The organism is Paenibacillus piscarius (genome assembly GCF_022234545.1).
Lineage (GTDB): Bacteria > Bacillota > Bacilli > Paenibacillales > Paenibacillaceae > Paenibacillus_AQ > Paenibacillus_AQ piscarius.
Map to the genome: position 1 here is coordinate 421990 of NZ_JAIEUI010000002.1, position 19080 is coordinate 441069.

10 protein-coding genes are annotated in these 19080 nt (G+C 54.3%); 1 reads left to right on the plus strand and 9 read right to left on the minus strand.

Annotation, left to right across the window (positions count from 1 at the left end; all coding sequences use genetic code 11):
• Nucleotides 1-765 precede the first annotated feature (765 nt).
• The 9 genes from K1558_RS05445 to K1558_RS05485 all read right to left on the minus strand — a co-directional run bounded on the left by K1558_RS05445 (nt 766) and on the right by K1558_RS05485 (nt 17923).
• Nucleotides 766-1761 (minus strand): glycoside hydrolase family 43 protein, encoded by a 996-nt coding sequence (locus tag K1558_RS05445; RefSeq protein WP_238650376.1) that lies wholly within the window; start codon nt 1759-1761, stop codon nt 766-768.
• On the minus strand, nt 1758-3278 hold the full coding sequence (locus K1558_RS05450) for a glycoside hydrolase family 43 protein (RefSeq protein WP_238650377.1): 1521 nt from the start codon (nt 3276-3278) through the stop codon (nt 1758-1760). The genes K1558_RS05445 and K1558_RS05450 overlap by 4 nt, the downstream gene beginning before the upstream one ends.
• A gap of 323 nt (nt 3279-3601) precedes the next feature.
• Nucleotides 3602-9562: an S-layer homology domain-containing protein gene (locus K1558_RS05455; protein WP_238650378.1), complete on the minus strand. Its 5961-nt coding sequence runs from the start codon at nt 9560-9562 to the stop codon at nt 3602-3604.
• A 177-nt stretch (nt 9563-9739) separates the two neighbouring features.
• A complete protein-coding gene (locus tag K1558_RS05460) occupies nt 9740-10813 on the minus strand; it encodes a response regulator (RefSeq protein ID WP_238650379.1) in 1074 nt (357 codons plus the stop codon).
• 139 nt (nt 10814-10952) lie between these two features.
• Nucleotides 10953-11672: a trehalose operon repressor gene (gene treR / locus K1558_RS05465; RefSeq protein ID WP_238650380.1), complete on the minus strand. Its 720-nt coding sequence runs from the start codon at nt 11670-11672 to the stop codon at nt 10953-10955.
• Nucleotides 11673-11751: 79 nt separating this feature from the next.
• Nucleotides 11752-13728: a PTS system trehalose-specific EIIBC component gene (gene treP / locus K1558_RS05470; RefSeq protein WP_238650381.1), complete on the minus strand. Its 1977-nt coding sequence runs from the start codon at nt 13726-13728 to the stop codon at nt 11752-11754.
• A 380-nt stretch (nt 13729-14108) separates the two neighbouring features.
• The gene (gene treC, locus K1558_RS05475) at nt 14109-15818 is read right to left on the minus strand and encodes an alpha,alpha-phosphotrehalase (protein ID WP_238650382.1); all 1710 of its coding nucleotides are present in this window, start codon (nt 15816-15818) and stop codon (nt 14109-14111) included.
• A 314-nt stretch (nt 15819-16132) separates the two neighbouring features.
• Nucleotides 16133-17236, minus strand: a complete 1104-nt coding sequence (locus tag K1558_RS05480; RefSeq protein WP_238650383.1) for a Gfo/Idh/MocA family protein — start codon at nt 17234-17236, stop codon at nt 16133-16135.
• 27 nt (nt 17237-17263) lie between these two features.
• Nucleotides 17264-17923 carry a ThuA domain-containing protein gene (locus K1558_RS05485; RefSeq protein ID WP_238650384.1) on the minus strand — a complete coding sequence of 220 codons (660 nt, stop codon included), beginning with the start codon at nt 17921-17923 and terminating at the stop codon, nt 17264-17266.
• 188 nt (nt 17924-18111) lie between these two features.
• Here K1558_RS05485 and K1558_RS05490 point away from each other — a divergent pair, with 188 nt between their 5' ends.
• The gene (locus K1558_RS05490; protein ID WP_238650385.1) at nt 18112-18945 is read left to right on the plus strand and encodes an AraC family transcriptional regulator; all 834 of its coding nucleotides are present in this window, start codon (nt 18112-18114) and stop codon (nt 18943-18945) included.
• Nucleotides 18946-19080 lie beyond the last annotated feature (135 nt).

Below are 19080 nucleotides of genomic sequence, written 5' to 3' on the forward strand. Positions count from 1 at the left end.
GATGACTCTATTGGTTGCTAACTCTGTTGGCTACTTACTCTATTAGTGGCTGGCTGTGCTGACTAGTTACTCTGCTGATTACTACCTATGCCTCTTCCTCATACTGTCTGCTGATTGCTACCCTATGCCTCTTCCTCTGCTGCTCTGCTCCACCTACTACCCTCCAACCGCAGGTCTTGCGGAAAACAAGTGGACAAACGTATCTTAATTTTCCGTTTTCGGACAGATTTCAGGAAACAAGTGGAAAAATAACAACTAAAATTGGCACTTTCGCTGTTTGGGGAGCATTAGCAGGAATTAAGTGCCATTTTTCCAACTAATGATCTGAAACGCCCCATTCCTCAAGCAGCAAGTGGAGAAAATCCAACTGTATCCCTTATCGCCGGACCCGACTAACATCTCTTCACGCCTTAAGCCCCCGCGCTCGTTCAATGTAATCGGTTTTTCGACTACATCCGGCTCATCCCCCCGCTCCAGCTCATTGTAATCGGTTTTTCGACTACATTCGGCCCACGCACCCCGCTACTGAGCGATGTAATCGGTTTTCCGATTACATCTCGCCACACTCCCCTCACACCTGCACATTGTAATCGGTTTTTCGATTACATCCGCCTCATACTCCCCGCACCTGCTCAATGTAATCGATTTTCCGATTACATCTGCCCTCCTCACCCTTGCCACGCCAAAAAAGCAGCCCCGTCAGGAGCTGCCTCATGTTAAGCCTCATCTATTATCCCTATCTACTCTGCTAATCTATCCGCCAGCTTACTCCGCATCCGGATAAGGATTGATCTTCTGGATCGTGCCGTCTTCGTTGTATTTCAGTTCGCAATACTTCACGCAGCGCTTGTGGTTGACGCCTTCGGACAAGGAGCTGTCGTGGTAGAACAGATACCACTTGTCTTCAACCTGTACGATCGAGTGGTGAGTCGTCCAGCCGATGACCGGTGACAGGATCTCGCCCTTGAACGTGAACGGTCCCATCGGGTTCTTGCCGACTGCATACACAAGCTTATGCGTGGTTCCTGTCGAGTAGGACAGGTAGTAATCGCCGTTATATTTATGCATCCACGGGCCTTCAAAATATCTGCGTTCCTCGTCCCCGGCCAGAATCGGGTTGCCGTCTTCATCGACAATCGAGATCTCGGCAGGCTTGCCCTGGAAGGACAGCATGTCGTCGCTAAGCAGTGCGACTTGCGGTCCAAGCGCCGGCTGGTCAGGAGCCGGTCCTTCGGCGTCCGCTACGAAGCTGCCGGTCTGCCATTTCTCCAGCTGGCCGCCCCAGAGTCCGCCGAAGTAGATATACGCCTGGTTGTCGTCATCCACCAGTACGGCCGGGTCGATACTGAAGCTGCCTTCCATATAGTTCGGCTGCGGCGTGAACGGGCCTGCCGGAGACTCCGAGGTAGCCACTCCCAGGCGGAAGATGCCGTCATGGTCGCGGGCCGGGAAGAACAGATAGTAGGTGTTATTCTTATAAGCGGCGTCCGGTGCCCAGAGCTGCTTGGAGGCCCAAGGAATATCTCTCAGATGCAGCGCTTCACCATGATCAACTACCGGGGAATCGAAGCTGTCCATCGAGAGGACATGATAGTCTTCCATCTTGTACTGGTCGCCGTTATCATTGCTGGGTTCATCATGGTCTAGATCGTGGGAAGGATAGATATAGATTTTGCCTTCATAGACATGAGCGGACGGGTCCGCAGTATAGATGTGAGTTACGATCGGTTGATGAGGCTTAGGTGGGTGTTGCTGGTTCATAAGGCATCTCCTTTGGTATTGGAATAATAGAATCCTTCATAATAAGCAGGGCTGGCGTTCTCTGTGCCGTTACCCGAGGCGTGCAGCCCGAGGCAGACGCCGGTGAAGCCGCCGTTGACCTCCGGGGACAGGACGGATACATGAACCGTCTCCGGGACTTCTTGCCAGGACACCCCATCTGCCGAGTAGGAGCAGTGGTAATGATGGCCATCGCAGCGGAGGCGAAGCTGAACGGGGCCTTGACCGTCCACCTCATACTGGTGAACTTGCCGGTCTTCCCCGTTCTTAACGGCAAGCTCCATCACCCGGCGGCCGTCACGGCAGGCCAGTCCCCAGAAGAGATAGCCACGGTTGTTCAGTCGCGCAGCCAGCCCCGCATGCTCGCCTTCGGTCATCGGCATGAAGTCAAGGCTGACGCCTGTCTCCATCCGGTGATGCTGCTGGCGGAGGCACGCGAACACGGCGGGCGCTTCATCGTCCAGCGTGTAGGCATTCCCGTGCACGGTGAGGCTTCCCTCGCGCTCCGTCCAGGAATAGCGCTGCGCCTCATAGGCGCGGAGAAATGCCCATTCCAGCCCGAAGCCGTTCTCCGGCGTAAGGCGCACCACCTGGCTGTCCAGGCTGGACTCCTCAGCAGCAATGACGGTGCCTTCATTGTTATCAATCATCGGCCAGCCGTCCTCCGTCCAGGTGACCGGAGCCAGGAAGGTCTCCCGGCCCAGCGGGGAATAACGGCCTTCTACCGGGCGCATGGCCAGGAATACCGCCCACCACTGTCCGGACGTATCCTCCACCAGATCGGCATGTCCAAGGCACTGGACCGGGTGGTCCTTCAGTCCCCGGTGGGTCAGGATCGGCTCCGGCTTGTCCTCAAAGGGGCCGTATGGGCTGCTGCCGCGGGCAATAATCTCGCGGTGATCGCCGGCTGTGCCGCCGGAGGCGGTCATCAGGTAGTAGACACCCTTGATCTTGTACAGATGAGGGCCTTCAACCCACGGGCCGTCATCCCCGCTCCAGATGTTGACCGGATCCGTCAGCACTTCGCCTGACACCGGATCAATCTCATATTGAATAATATGCGATTCATAGCCTGCACCGTTCTGCACTGTGACATAGGCGCGTCCGTCATCGTCAAAGAACAGAGAAGGGTCAATCCCACCGTGGGGCAGCAGAACCGGATCACTCCAGGGCCCTTCCGGCTTGTCGGCGGTGACGAAGAAGTTGCCGATTCCCCGCACATCGGTTGTAATCATGTAGAAGCGCCCGTCATGATAACGGATCGTCGCCGCGTAGATACCCGACGAGCTCTTCGTCGTCCGCAGATCCAGCTGGGACGGCCGGTTCAGCACATGCCCGAGCGAAGTCCAGTGGATCAGATCCTTACTGTGGAAGATCGGCACGCCCGGGAAATATTCAAATGAGCTGTTAATGAGATAGAAATCTTCACCAACCCGGACGACGCTGGGGTCAGGATAATATCCGGCGATTACGGGATTACGGTAATTCATGGAATGCATCGTACCCTCCCTCTGAAATCAAAGCAAGCGTTTACAATCACTAGTGTTATTGTACAGGCCCCGATGGGTCTTTCCTATGCGCATACTAAAGATCTTCCCCCGAAAAAATGTACAATTCCCGCATACATCCGATTGTACTGGAAATAAGCACCGTTTGCTCGCCATTTTGCTAACGCGGGTGGACATTTTTTGCTGAGTTTGATCACAGGCCGCAAACTTTGAAACAGAGCTTCTCTGCACAGCAAAAAGCCGCCCTCAGCCATGAGTCTGGCTTGAAGGACGGCTCTGGTCTTGCTTATCAATTCCTTACGTGATGCTTGTACTTAAGGATTAATCAAATTCGATTGAATCAGCAATCTGCGGATCGCCGCTGATGCTTCGGCACGGGTAATATTCTCGTTCGGCGCAAGACGCTGCTCGTCTCTGCCCTGAATAATGCCGGCCGACAGATTCAGCTTCACATTAGCAACCGCCCAGCCCGCTACCGATGCGGAATCGGCAAAGGACTTCAGCAGCTGCTGAACCTGCTCTTCGCTGCGCGAAGATTTCAGCTCTGTGATGCTCATCGCTCTGCTGACAATCGCCATCGCTTCCTGTCTGGAGATGTTGTTGCCTGGTCTGAAGGTTCCGTCCGGATACCCGGTGATCAGGGCATTCTCTAGTGCGACCTGAAGCTCAAGCGCGTACCATCCGCCTGCGGTAACATCGCTGAATGAAACCGGCTGCTCCCCATGCGTAACAATACCAAGCGCTCTGGCCAGCATCGCTGTGAATTCTGCCCGTGTGATTGCCCGCTGCGGTTCAAAGACATCTGCCTTCGTTCCGCTGACTACCAGTCTTGAGCCCATATCATTCACATGCGGCTTGCTCCAGTGCTTCGCCACATCCGCGAATTCGAGCGGATTCCAGATCAGACCGAAATCGCCGCTTTCAAGGCTGTTGATCGTAGCGTAGTAACGTCCATCTGTGATGGTTACATAAGTTGGCTGATGATAGATTTTACCATCCCGGTATAGTACGCCAGTGGTAATCTTCATGTCTTGCGGTACTTGAATCGTATATTTCGCCCAGCCGTGGCTGGCTACCTGTACGGTCTGACCTTGATACTTCGCCTTAACGGAGAGGTTCACCAGCATATTGCCAGGCTGCACCTTCTGCTTCGCAGCTGCAAGCTTGAAGCCCTCCAGGCTGTCAGAAGCGGAGGCTGACAGTTCAGCACTGATGACAATGCCATCCAGCATGTCATTCTGGAGTCCAAGCTGCTTGCTAACCGCTGCCAGATCGATCCCAGCGGCATCCAATCTGACTGTTCCGAGGCCAGACTCTACTACAATCTCGCCGCCTTTGTTCTGCAATTCCTTCACTTGCTCTGCAGTCAGTTCAACAGTAGTCTTAGGAACCGTCTCACCTTTGACGGAAGGAGCAGATGATGGTGCTGCTGTTGGTGCGGGTTCGGCTGGTTTCACCGGCTCCGCTGCCTTGTCTGTAATCCGTACAATCTGGAAGGTGCTGAATTTGTTAATCTGAATCTCCAGCGCCACAGGCTCGCCGCCGGAATTATACACAATCTCTGGAGTGTACACAGCAATCTCTCCGTCGCTATGCTCAACATATACTCTTAAGCTGTTCAGGAAGGCATCGCGCACTCCGGAGCTTTGCAGCGGAATCTGCTCCGCGAACTCGGACAACGGCAGCTGAATCTTGGTATTGATCTTGCTGTAGTTCGTCTCAATTTCACGCGGTGAACCAAGATTCTGAAGTGTCTTGTCACTGGCCAGTGACAGCTTGGAAGTCCCATTAAGGATTGCATTGCTCTGGACATTCGCCTTCGCCTGCAGATTCTTCACGGGTACGATCCGGAAGTACAGGTCTGTAGCGCTCGTATCCAGCTGTGCCAGGCTGGCTGCATCCAGATGGATTGAGCCAAGTGCTGTTACGATATCCAGTGAAGCCTTGCGTCCGGCAAGAATCGAAACGGCTGTTGAAGGAATCTCCACGGCAATCTCATCTGCAAGTGCAGCCGGATCATCCACATGTGTAATAGTTACACTGCGGTTGGCTGCATCCGGATCATTCGGATTCACGCCTTCCACAAGGTTGTATACTTCGCTCTCATCAATCACAATGGTATCAATCTTCGTACCATTTGACAGGTTCGTTCTAAGGATCGTTACGCCCTGCTCCAGCGGCTTGCCGTCATTCGGAGTAGACAGTCCGGCTTGTCTGGATGTTGCCTCGCGGACAGCCCCTTCCTTAACCACGCCTTTCGCCTTAACAATCAGCAGGTATTGCTTGACCGCACTCTTACCATTCCGGGTGAAGGTTGCGGTAAGAAGGACATTCGTATCCTGGGACGGAAGAGTAACATTCCCCTTGGCCTGTTCCGCATCCTGCTGGATGGCAATTACTGAAGACACACTTGAGGTCCAGGTAATCTTCGTGTCATATTTACCGGTCTGCAGCAATAAGAAGGCTTCGGTTACACTCTCCCAGGTATCTCCTTCAGCAAAGGTTGCAGCCGCATTAATTCCTGTAGTTCTGGCTGCTTCCTCAGCCGCTTCCTGGTCACTGAGCTTTTTGACAACAATCGTAAAGGTCTTGACCAGTGTCTCGCCCGGACGGTCCGGGTCTGCCAGCTGGACCGTAAGCTCTACCGTCACATCCTCTTCATCGGGTCCGGGTCTCTTAATCCGGCCAGTATTCGTGAGAACATCCGGTTTACTCGAAGTCCAGGTCAGGACTGAGCCGGTCTCACCTGTCTTCGGCAAGAATAGATTACGGGTTACAGACTCCTCTGAATCACCAGGTGCGTACCCGATCTTGACACTGACTTCATCCTGAGGAAGGTCAACTGTGGCCGTTCCTTTGACAGTAATGTAGAAATCCTGCTCCCGGAAGAAGCCTTCCTTCGCCACACGTGCCGTCAGCCGGACTACTGTATCCTTCAGCGGACGCTGCACTTCGCCGGTGCTGCTGACAATATCGCTGCGGTGGCTGGTCCATACGACCTCAGTGTCGTAATAGCCCTTCGAAATCAGCTCAACGTCTTGCGTAACGCTCTTGGCTGTATCCTGTCCCTGATATCCGATTCTCAGCAGCTTCATAGCTTCATCAAGCTGATCACCGATACTTTCCTGCTGTGCTTTAACGGTCACTACAAATTCTTTCTGATAGGACACACCGCCTTTGGTCACTGTGGCGGTCAGAGTAACCTTCTGGTCTCCATCACCATGAGCAGGGCGCTTCACGCTTCCATCCGGACTAATAACTGAATCCAGAGAGGAAGTCCAGGTGATCGTGCTGCCGCTGCTGTTGTCCGTAATTAAGTCAAGATTCGTCAGAACATTCTCCTGCTTCTCGTTATCTTTCCGAATCATGTTCCAGTTCAGTTGAGCCAAGGTCTCTTCTACAGACTCTTCGTCTGATATCGGACGCTTGGTGACCGTAAGCACGAATTCCTTAGTCTGCACCGTGTCTCCCTTGCGGATGACCGCGGTCAGGGTTACCGTCTGGTCCCCCTTTGAATAGGAAGGTGCCGTTACAGTACCGTCTGTGCCGATAACCCCTTCATTGGAGGAAGTCCAGGAAATCGTACTGCCATTTGTGCCATTCTTCGGCAAATACACAGCAGAGGTTACGGATTCCTGCTTCACATTCTCCTCGCGGATCGTGTTCCAGGTAAGCAGATAAGTATCCTCGGTTACCGATTGTTTGTCGGTGCCGGCCTGTTTTTTGACAATCAGCTCAAAGGTCTTCGTCAGCTCGAGTGTCCCATTCTTGAGCACTGCTGTCAATGTAACCGGCTGGTCCCCTGTATTGAATGCCGGTCTTGTCACCGTACCATCAGCAGCTACAGCCGTTTCATTGGTGGATTTCCATGTGATCGTGCTGCCGCCCGTTCCTTTTAGCGGAAGATTCAATCCCGTAGATACGGAGGTCTGCTCAAGATTGTCCTTACGGATCATATCCCAGGTCAATGCCTCCATATCGCGTTTCAGCAACACACCTGCACTTGGCAACTGCAGATCCACGTTATTAGAGGTCACTGACTTAACACCGTCTACAATAACAGACGGATCTATTGTGACCGAAGCAAAGGCTGAGGCCTCGTATTTTCCAGCCGCCTGGCCGGTGAAATGAATCTCCAGAACAGTGCCGCTTACACGCACTACATTGAAGCTTAGACCCTCAGGCATATTATTGACATGAACTCCGCCATCGACCTCTTCAGTAAATGTGCCGTTACGCAGGGTTACTGTCAGTGTCTCTGCGGCGGAGCCGTCACCCGCATCATGAATCACATCAGGAGATGCCGTAATGGCTGCAGGCGGGGAGCGGAATAGTATGGCAAAGGTTCCCGATGGAATACCTGCGACACTGACCTCTGCCCGGTCTACGCTGTCAGCCGTCCTGTGGCTGGAAGCGCGGCCCGCAATTGCGATCGTAATCTGATTCGGGCTGTCCACCGTAATCTTGCCCGGTGTCAGTCCCGGCGGCCAATTCACCGCTTCAATAGCATCTACAACTGATTCATCAAATGAACCGTTCTTCAGCTCCAGCACAAGCGATTCCCCGATCGTGCCGTCATTCTGATCAGATTCATAGAGCAGCGGTGTCTTGACAACCAGATAAGGTTCCTTATCCAGGAAGTCGAATTTGAAGGTATTCGTGCTGAGATCCGCCGGACTGCCCTCAAGCTTACCGGAGGCTACGGTCACATAAGCTCCATAGACATCGCCGGTCACTGTTGCTGCACCGGTGAATTTGACCTCCAGCTCCGTATCAGAGACTCGGGTCACTTCTGTGCCAAGACCGGCTGGAAGACCATGGATCTGCACATCCTCTGCACCAACCGTTTCGGCGAATTTGCCGCCAGTCAACGTCACGCCGAGTGTCTCGGTGATCTCACCTGTGCCGTAGACGGCTTCGGATACAACCCCTTTGTTCACACTAAGCGTGGCAGGGTCTCTGAACGTTACACTGAAGGTCTTGGTCGTCAGGCCGGAGGAGATTCCCAGCAGATTCTCCTTATCGACTGTGACGGACAGGTTCTTCGTGGTCGCATCCTTGCCGTGTTCAACCGCCGTACCGGTCAGCGTGAAATTAAGCTCCGTATCACTCAGCCGGGTTACAGCGAAGTCAAGCCCCTCCGGCAAGTTGTTAATGCGGATATGGCTTCGATCAATCGGTTCAACTAAGGTCGCACCGACAATCTTCACCTTCTGGTTGCCGACAACCGTACCATCATTCGCCTTAGCTTCTACCAGCTCGGTGCTGGCGCCTTCATCCAGCTCAATGTCTGAAATGACTTCACTGAAATCCCGCTCATCCAGACTTGTGTAATAGGTGAATTTCTTGCTCGCGTGCGGAGCCAGCGTACCGGAATCCCAGGTCATGGTAATCCCCGCATCTGCCTTGACTTCCACGTTCTTCGCCCTCGGACTGTTGTACGCCTCCGGAGCATAGGGGTTATTGTTGCTGAACCCGAAGACGGAAGCCTTAGCCCGTGGATCGCTGGAATAGAAGAAGATTGGGGCTCTTGAACCAAAGGCCTTGTACAGCGGATCATTATCACTAAAAGTACTTGCCTTCACGACTGCAGCGCGGTCCTCTTCGAAGGTATGGGTCACAATATTAGAAGTGACATATTCACCTCCTTGATCGACCGTATTATCCGGGTCCATCGTGCGCATATACCGCGCCCCGTCCCAATTGTTATCGGTAAGGTTGGTAATGGTCACATCATTGCGGTAGAACTTCTGATTCTCCTCAAAGCTGATGACCTGCTTAATCTCCATGGTGCCCGCCCAAGTAGATACCGTAGTCGCACTTAGAATGCCTTTATCGGTCTGCGAGGTATTTACAACGGTGGTCGGCATATCCTTGATATTCATCAACGCCGAATTAGACTTGGCATATGTATTTCCGCCGATCTGGTAGCCTACCGCGAAGCGTTCTTCAGGGGTGCCCGGCAAATAGTAATCGACCGGCAGGTCCTTGCCTGTGCCATAACCGTCATGATCGGCACTCATTCCCAGATTCGGTCTGGAATTCGTACCACGGAAGTTAGCGGGCTTATTGCCCTTCGTGCCGAAATTCCCCCAGTTGCTTATCCCGAGTTCAATGAATTTGCCCCCCAGGAAAAGCTCAGTTCCGCCTTCCCCGCCATAGGCAGCCCTAGCTCCCCAGTCTGCTGAATCTGCATGTACTGCCAAGGGTGCAGGAAACATAGACAGGATCATTGCCGGCACCATTAACCGTGCGAGCAGTTTCTTATGCTTCATTGTCTCACTCCATTCTTAGTAATTGAAATGCAAGCATATACATATAAAACCAAATCATTCTCACAAAATTCTCACAAATGATCGAAAAATGTCGATAGTTCTAGCGGAAATGCAAAAAAAAGAAGCAGAGCGCACAATTTGTGAACGCCCTGCTTCGCACTTCGGTTGAGTTGTATTTCAGGAATGATCCTCAAGCAGCCGGGTATATAACTGCTGGATACGCTGTCTCTGCTCCATGTCAGGAAATAACGCAAGCAGCAAGCGGTAGAACTCTTCATTCAGCGGATCCGCCAAAAGACAGGCATAGAACCGTTCCTCCGCTGCCTCATAGGCCCCGCTGGACACTGCATGGCTGATCAGCCTCAGGCCGATTTTCTCATACACCAGCCGGTGCTTCTCTTCCAGCGAAATTTTCCAGACATAAGGCTTGCCATGAAGCAGCGGCCCCTTGTAAAGGCCAAACAGCCGGTCCAGCTGCTCCAGCTCCGGGTGCTCTCCCATCAGAAGCGGTCCGGCTTGCTCGTACTGCAGAATATCATAGACAAAAGCTTCTGTATGCAGAGTATAGCCCTCTGAGGTTTTCATAATTCTCATGGGGAGACCAGCGGACTCCATCACCCGCTTCACTCTGTAGATGGCCGTATGTAAGCTGCGCAATGCCCGCTCTCCGTCCATATCCGGCCAGAGCAGATCGGCCAGCATCCATTTATCAGCTTCACGGTTCGGATGGCAGAGCAGATAGGCAAACAGCTCCTCCGCTTTGCGGGTCGGGAACTGAATCAGTTCTCCTGCAGCATCCCGTACCTCCAGCCGGCCGAATCCCGTGACTGTTGGGGCCGTAACCGGCACTATGGTATCGGCTGCCGGACGCTCCGGCTTTCTCTGGTAGGACTGCTGTCTGGCGAGCCGTTCGTATACCCGATTTACCGCTTTTGGAGTAATCGGTTTCACAAGAAAATCCATAGCCTGCACATCGAAGGCCCGGACGGCATAATGCGTATGACCGGTGGTGAAGACAATGTGGGAATGCTCCGACACCTCGCGGATTCTCCGGGCAAGATCCAGCCCGTTCATCTGCGGCATTTCGACATCCATAAAAATTAAATCCGGCAGCAGCCCGGGCAGTTGTTCAAGCGCCTCTGCCGGACTAGTGAAGGTGGCTGTGATTCTGAAGCTCTCATGACGGCTCACCAGACTTTCGAGCATTTCCAGAGCTGGAATTTCATCATCCAATATTACGACAGTATACACCCAGTCCACTCCTATGATTAAGTTCAACGATTAACTGGACTGATAATCTATCAGCTCTGTTCATAGTATAGCTTAACTTCAGGATGGACAAGTCTAATTTAAGGATTATCCGGCTTCGCCTGATGGAACTGGGCCCCTGTTACCGCCTTACCCTTCTGGCGAATTCCACGAACTGAAATTTGTCCAGCCGGTGTCTGGACTCGGTATACTGGAACAGTACAGTATCCTCCAGATAGACGTAGGTGCGCACCACGACAATATGCGTATCCTGGTTCAGGTCAAGCAGACGCCGATCCTCCTCCGTCACCGGCTCCACCGTGATCTGCTTTTTGGCATAGCTGATCTTCAGCCCCAGCTCCTGCTCCAGATAGTCGTAGATCGAACCCTCGGCAATACTCTTGCTTAAAAAGGGGACAAGGTCGGCGCGAAAATAGTCTTTGTCCAGAATGATCCGTTCCTCTGCAATCTCCCGGGCACGGATCACCCTCCAGACTTGCGCGTCTTCCGCAAGCTGAAGCTGTGTTGCCGCATAAGCACCGGCCGGCGCCAGAACGGTCTCCTCAACCAGCGTCCGGGCGGGGACGGCAAGCAGCTCGGACATTTCCCGGAAGGAGATCAGCCCCGTGACCGGAAATTCCATCCGGGCGATATCGAGCACGAAGGAGCCGCGGCCTTTGATTTTATTGATGTACCCTTCGCGGAACAGGAGATTCAGCGCTTTGCGCACCGTCTCCCGTGAAGTGCTGTAAGCCTCCGCCAGCTCACTCTCGGAGGGCAGCTTGCTTCCGGGCACCAGCTCCCCGGACTGAATCTGCCCGCTGTATTCCGCATAGATCTGCAGAAATTTATTCTCTCTCATCGTTCATCGCCTTCCTTACAGAGAGAGCAGCCCTGCAGGGCTGCTCTCTCTCCTGGTCTTCCTGTCTGTCCGGCCCGGCTTAGTCCTTGAGGTGAATCGTCAGAATGGAGGTCTGCTTCGCAGTGGCCGGTCCGCTGTGCTCTTCAATCCGCTCCACCATCTCCTGCCCCGCCGGAATAATCACCGGTGTAATCAGAGGGTAACCTGCGGCGCGGATAGCCTCCATGTCGAATTCCAGCAGCAGCTCGCCGGCGCGGACCTGATCACCGATATTCTTGCGGGTAGTGAACCCGCTGCCCTTGAGCGACACGGTGTTGATCCCGACATGGATCAGCACCTGCACGCCGCTTGCATGCTCCAGAATCAGCGCATGCCTGCTCTTGATTACATGGGCTACTGTCGCATCAAACGGAGCATACACTTTACCTTCGGCAGGCTCTATGGCAATTCCTTCCCCCATCTGCTTCTCGGCAAAAGCGGGATCAGGCACCTGCTCCAGCGGCACGGCCGTTCCGCTGATAGGTGATGCCAGCTCCAGAATGTTGACCGGCTCCTGTGAGCCTTGAACCGAGCTGCGGCTGTTCAGCTCCCGGCTGCTGTCCGTCGTGGCGGCCGCCACCTGTGTTTCAGCCGTTGCCTGCTTCGCGGCGCGCCGCACGGCGGCGCGGCCATACAGCACCGTAGCTCCAAACGGCACGACTAGTACAATAGCCATCCCGATGAAGAACACACCCCACTGGTTCGGGAAGATCGACAGGAAGCCGGGAATGCCCCCTACCCCGATGGAGGTAGCACGGACCTGATTGATGGTCAGCAGCATCCCGGCCGCTGCGGAACCGATCATCCCGAAGATGAACGGATACTTGTAGCGCACGTTCACCCCGAAGATTGCCGGCTCCGTGACTCCGAGGAAGGCAGAGACCGAGGAGGTTACAGCCAGACCCTTGGTCTTCTGCTCTCGGGCCACGAACATCATGGCCAGAGCTGCGGCCCCCTGAGCGATGTTGGAGAGTGCCAGCATCGGCCACAGGAAGGTGCCGCCTTCGCTGCCGATCAGCTGAACGTCAACGGCCAGGAAGGTGTGGTGCATCCCCGTTATCACGAGCAGAGAATAGAATCCGCCATAGATCAAGCCGCCCAGAATCGCGAAGTGATCAAATATATACACTAGGCCTGAAGTGATGGCATTGGCAATACCGAATGTCACCGGGCCGATAATTGTGAAGGCCAGGAATCCGGTAATCAGCAGCGTCACCGGCGCAACCACCAGCAGCTTGACGGAATCATGCACCCTCTTATCCAGGAATTTCTCGATGCGGGCCAAGAGGTACGCCGACACCAGGACCGGCAGCACCTGCCCCTGATAACCGATCCGCTCCAGATGCCAGCCGAACAGGTTCCAGACCGGAACAGTTCCTTCCGTAGAAGCGTTGGCATAGCTGTAAGCGCTTAACAAATCCGGATGAACCAGAATCAGACCAAGCACGATCCCGAGCAGCGGGCTGCCCCCGAAGCGGGTCACAGCCGCCCAACCGATTAGCGCGGGCAGGAAGGTGAACGCCGTGCTGGCAATGGTGTTGATAATGGCGGCAATGTCCTTCCACTGCGGATAGACATCCACCAGCGAGTCCTTGAAGAAGATACCCGGTCCCGTCAACAGGTTATTGATCCCCAGCAGCAGGCCCGCTGTGACGATAGCCGGAAGAATGGGGATGAAGATATCGGACAGCGTCTTAATCGCCCGCTGAAGCGGGTTCTGCTTGCGGGCGGCGGCCGATTTCACCTCATCCTTGGAGGAGCGGGCGCCGCCGGTGATTTCAATCATCTCATCATATACCTTTTCGACCGTTCCCGGTCCAATCACAATCTGGAACTGCCCCTGGGACGAGAATTGCCCTTTGACGAGCTCATTGCGGTCCAGCGCGGCCGCATCCACCTTGCTCTCGTCATAGAGCGAGAACCTCAGCCGGGTAACACAATGCGTCGCTACCTCGATATTCTCCTTGCCGCCTACCGCCCGGACAATATCCTCCACCTGCTTGCGGTCTATCGCCATATTCTCACTCCTTTTATAGTTGATGAAGGCTTAGTAGCCCATCTGATGTCAACTGGTGAAAATTACTTTAACTAGGGTGAATGGAGCAGGCTTAATTGCAATCTGTACAACTAAATCCTCGGAGATGCCGCCGAATCTCTGTTTAGCTGTAATTCGTGCAATTAAACTGCCTCTATACCTGGATTTTCGCCCATTCGGGCAAATATAGTTGTACAGACTGCAGTTAGATCAGGAAAGCCTTCCATTTGACTGTTTTTAGTTGCACAGAATACACTTATCCCTGATGATTCGCTACGAACTGAATACATTCTTTACTCCACGGGGCTCATGCTCAACGTCAAAAATACGTCCGAAGTACATTCCCGCAATTTCGGTCTCTTCTAGGCCCGGCTGATCAGCCACAGGTATGATGCATAAGGACTTAGGGATATTTCTTGGGCAAAAGCAGGCTCTTCCCCGGTATTGCCGATCAGGAGCTTACCCTCGCCTAAGGCGCTTAGGTCCGCCCAGTGTTGATCCGGGAGCCGGAACGTGAGCTGCTTCGCGCTGAAGTTCGAGACCACCACCAGCGCCTCACCGCCGGTTGTCCGCGCATACGCGTACACCTCAGGATGTTCTTCGTCGAGCCTGCGGTACAGGCCTTCGCTGAAGATGCCATAGGTCTTGCGCAGCGCGATCAGCTTGCGGTAATGATGGAAGATCGAATCCGGCCGCTCCAGCGCCTGGCGCACATTGATCTCCTTGTACCGCTCATCCACCTTAATCCAAGGCGTGCCGGCGGTGAAGCCGGCGTTCGGGCTGTCGTCCCACTGCATCGGTGTCCGGGCGTTATCCCGGGAACGTTCCTGCAGAACGGCCAGCGCCTCCTCAGGACTTGTTCCCTGCTCACAGAGAATCCGGTACATGTTCAGCGACTCAATATCGCGGAATTCCCGGATGCTGCTCCATCTCGGATTGGGCATCCCGATCTCTTCGCCCTGATAGACATAAGGCGTTCCCTGAAGCCCGTGCAGCGTGGTCGCCAGCAGCTTGGCACTCTCTTCGCGGTAAGTGCCATCGTCTGTGAACCGGGAAAGTGCGCGCGGCTGATCATGATTATTGAAGAAAAGCGCATTCCAGCCCCCACCTTGCTGCATCCCGGTCTGCCAATCGCTGAACAGCCGCTTCAGCGCCTCAAAATCATAAGGCATCAGCTCCCACTTGCGGCCGCCGGGATAATCCACCTTCAGATGATGGAAATTGAAGGTCATCGAGAATTCCCGCCGCTCCGGATTGGAATAGCGGATGCACTCCGCAAGTGTTGTCGAGGACATCTCCCCGACCGTAACCATCTGATGCGGGCCGAACACTTCGTCATACATCGCCCGGATGAATTCATGAACCCGGGGACCGTCAGTGTAGAACTTCCGTCCGTCTCCCGGCGGCACACTTCCGTCATCGTCCGGGAACCGCTGGTCCTTCGAGATCAGGTTGATGACGTCCATGCGGAAGCCGTCCACGCCTTTGCCTACCCAGAACAGCATCATCTCGTTCACCGCACGGCGGACCCGTTCATTCTCCCAGTTCAGATCCGCCTGGGTCTTGTCGAACAGGGTCAGATAATATTGGCCGGACGTCTCATCCAGCTGCCAGGCCGGTCCTCCGAACTTCGACTGCCAGTTGTTCGGCGGGCCTCCATCCGGGGCCGGGTCCCGCCAGATATAATAATCGCGGTAAGGATTCTCCTTACTGGAGATCGCCTGCCTGAACCATTCATGCTCCGTTGAAGTATGATTGACCACAATATCCGTCATCAGCTTCATGCCGCGCCGGTGCAGCTCCTGCACCAGCTCCTCGAAATCCTCCATCGTACCGAACTCCGGGTTGATCCGCTCATAATCGGCCACATCGTAACCGTTATCATGTCCGGGCGAGACATAGACCGGCTGCAGCCAGACAATGTCGATGCCCAGCTGCTGCAGATAATCCAGCTTCTCCGTCAGCCCTCTGATGTCACCCGTTCCGCTCCCTGTCGTATCATTGAAGCTCTTGGGGTACACCTGATACACCGTAGACCGGTGCCACCACTCCGCTTGCCGGGACTCGCTCAATCCCATCACCTCCGCAGTTTTTGTACGTTCCTGCCGCATCGCCAGCACGGATGCTTGCAGCCACGCCAACAATATGAGAACTTACAGCCACACCGCCATTATGAGTAAAAGTTTTGTTGCTGTTCATTAAACCTGTATATACAAGTTCAAACAGGTGGACGAGCGGGGAATTTTAAAAGCGGATGCGGGCCAGGAAAATCGGACGTCCCAAACCAGCACAAACAGCGCCCCATCCCCCGCTACCGGGGACAGAACGCTGCCAAAAGGTGCTGCTATCTCTTGTCTGTTACTCCAAATTGTCTATTAATCCAAAGTCACTCCAAATACCCCTTAACCAAGCCCAGTGGCAGCAGCTTCGGCTGCTCACAGGTGGTGGTCAGCTCCGCATAGCGCTTGGAGTCAGAGCTGGTGTGGAAGGCGTGCATCATCTCCAGCACATGGTTCGCCAGCTCGCCGTTCGCGCGCGGGGTCTCCCCGGTCTCGATACAGCGGGCCATATCGGCCACGCCAATACCCCGGCTATTCTCAGAATAGCTGTGGACCACCGGAATCTCGCGGAATTCCGCGCTGTGCGCCGGACGGAGCAGGATCGGACCGCCGAAGGTGTTCGGGTCCGGTACGATCAGGGTGCCCAGCGAGCCGTAGATTTCAATCCGCGGCAGCGTGCTGTGCCAGACATCGAAGCTCGTAATCATCGTAGCTACTGCACCGCTGGCGAACTGAATCGTTCCAGCGACATGAGTAGGCACCTCGACCTCCACCACTTTGCCGAACTTCTTCTCGCTCGTAATCGTCCGCGTAGGGAACGAAGTCTTAGTCATACCGCATACGGTAGTCGCCGGACCCAGCAAGGATACGAGTGCTGTCAGATAATACGGGCCCATATCGAACATTGGGCCGCCGCCCGCCTGATAATAGAACTCAGGGTCCGGGTGCCAGCTCTCATGCCCGTGGCAGAGCATGAAGGCGGTTGCCGCCACCGGCTCGCCGATGTAACCGTCCGCAATCAGCTTGGCGCAGGTCTGGAGACCCGCTCCCAGGAAGGTGTCTGGCGCGCAGCCGATGAACAGCCCTTTTTCCTTGGCCAGCTCCACCAGCTCGGTTCCATGCTCAAGCGTCAGCGACAGCGGCTTCTCCACATAGACATGCTTGCCGGCCAGCAGCGCCTGCTTGCACACATCGAAATGGTAATTCGGCGTGGTCAGGTTGACCACAATCTCAATCTCTTCGGAAGCCAGCAGCTCGGCTGTCGTCCAGACATTCGGCACCCCGTATTGCTCGGCGGCCTGCTGAGCCCGCTCCAGATTAAGGTCGGAACAGGCATAGACCTCCGTATTCACGAACGTTCCGGTCAAATTCTCGAAATATATGCCGCTGATATTTCCGCAGCCGACAATCCCTACTTTTACTTTACGCACGCTGTTTCCCACCTTGTCCCGGATTGTTTATTTTGCGGCCCATATGAAACCTCTGCGCATCAGTTCCTTGGCTTCCGGGATATCGAATACATCCGCGTGATGCCCCAGCGAGTTATAGAATACCTTGCCCTGTCCCCATCTCTTCGTGTAGACGACCGGCATCGTGATCACTCCATTAGCGGAATGCTCCCCTTCGCTCATCACAAAAGTTGTGGTCGCCAGCACATCCACAGCCGGGTCCACATGCAGATAATACTGCTCGGACTTCACCTTGAAGTCATGCATTCCTTCGACAATCGGGCTGGAGCCGGATTTCACGATGTTCACTTCGTAATCCACTCCGTCGTTGAACGGGTGGGCCACCCACTGCGATCCGGTCAAAAATTGCCATTCTGTATTATTACGGAAGGAGTCGCACATTCCGCCGTGGCAGCCGGCAATCCCTACGCCCGATGCGACAGCCGCCAGCACTGCTGACACCTGCTCCCCTTTGATCTCGCCCATGGTCCATACCGGTACAATCAGATCCAGCGCCTTCAGCGCTTCTGCATCGTTGAAGCTGTCCAGCGTATCGGATACCTCCACCTCGAAGCCTTCTTCCATCAGGACACCGGCAAAAATCGCCGCCACCTCATTCGGTTCATGTCCGTCCCATCCGCCTTTTACAATCAGTGCCTTCTTAGTCATAACACGTTCTCCTTTGTTGTGCAGAAATCTTCTTGTCAACATTGTAATCCATAGCGGGCAGTCCATCTCGCCATTTTGCTTGTAGGAGTGGTCATTTTTTGCTAAATTTAAGATTGCATCATCCTAAAAGCAGGTAATCATTGAAACCGCTTCCTGATAATCAGGGAATGGTGAGAACAGGAGCAGGTATGAGAGCTTTTCATGAGAACAGAACCTACGGGTCCGCGTTCCCCTTCACCGCCTTCGTCAGCCACAATATCGATTTCCTGGCCCACTGGCATAACGATCTGGAGATCGTCTATGTGCTGGAGGGTTCGATCCGCATGGGGATCAATTCGGAGACGAAGGTGCTCAGCGCCGGGGACATGGCCGTGTGCAGCAGCGGCGATATCCATTATTATGACAGCAAGAATAGCGAGTCCAAGCTGCTGATGATTATTTTCAACCCTTCGCTGATCGGGTATCCGGCCGGGTGGCCGCTGAATATGCGGCTGGAGTCCCCTTTTTTGGAGAACACCCCGTCCAGTCCTGAAGAAGAGCTTGTCCTTGGCCGGCTGCACACGATCATGCAGGAACTGCTGGAGGAGCGGACCCGCAAGCTTCCGTATCACGAGCAGTTAATGACCGGGCTGCTGCATGAGCTGTGTGCCCTCATTCTGAGGCATATGCCGCTGGATATCATCGATCCCCACAAGGATAAGCGGCGGATTACGAATATGAAGATCATGCAGGAGGTGCTGGAATATCTCGACGTCCATTATATGCAGCCCATCACCCTGGCCGACGCCGCAAGGCACGCCAACATGAGCATATTCTATTTCTCCCGCTTCTTCAAAAGCATCTCAGGCATGAGCTACGTCGCCTACCTGAACAGCATCCGCGTCAACCAGGCGGAACGTCTGCTGCTCGCCACCGACAAAAGCATTCTGGACATCGCCCTGGAATGCGGCTTCACCAACATCCGCACCTTCAACCGTGTATTTAAGCAGGTCAAGCTGCGGACACCGAGCGAGCTGCGATAGTATTCCGCTGCCTCTACTCTAGAGGTTGGCTGATCGTTCATTGATCGCTTTCCTTTATAAAGTAAGTTTTTGATTATGTTATTCATATGTCAGTTTATAGCTTATAGCCACTCCTGCTCCTAAATCTGCACCGAA

What these genes read in the sequence shown, in the direction of transcription:
- K1558_RS05445 (WP_238650376.1), bottom strand. Translation starts at nt 1,761, where the DNA reads ATGAACCAGCAACACCCACCTAAGCCTCATCAACCGATCGTAACTCAC.
- K1558_RS05450 (WP_238650377.1), bottom strand. Translation starts at nt 3,278, where the DNA reads ATGCATTCCATGAATTACCGTAATCCCGTAATCGCCGGATATTATCCT.
- K1558_RS05455 (WP_238650378.1), bottom strand. Translation starts at nt 9,562, where the DNA reads ATGAAGCATAAGAAACTGCTCGCACGGTTAATGGTGCCGGCAATGATC.
- treR (WP_238650380.1), bottom strand. Translation starts at nt 11,672, where the DNA reads ATGAGAGAGAATAAATTTCTGCAGATCTATGCGGAATACAGCGGGCAG.
- treP (WP_238650381.1), bottom strand. Translation starts at nt 13,728, where the DNA reads ATGGCGATAGACCGCAAGCAGGTGGAGGATATTGTCCGGGCGGTAGGC.
- K1558_RS05485 (WP_238650384.1), bottom strand. Translation starts at nt 17,923, where the DNA reads ATGACTAAGAAGGCACTGATTGTAAAAGGCGGATGGGACGGACATGAA.
- K1558_RS05490 (WP_238650385.1), top strand. Translation starts at nt 18,112, where the DNA reads ATGAGAGCTTTTCATGAGAACAGAACCTACGGGTCCGCGTTCCCCTTC.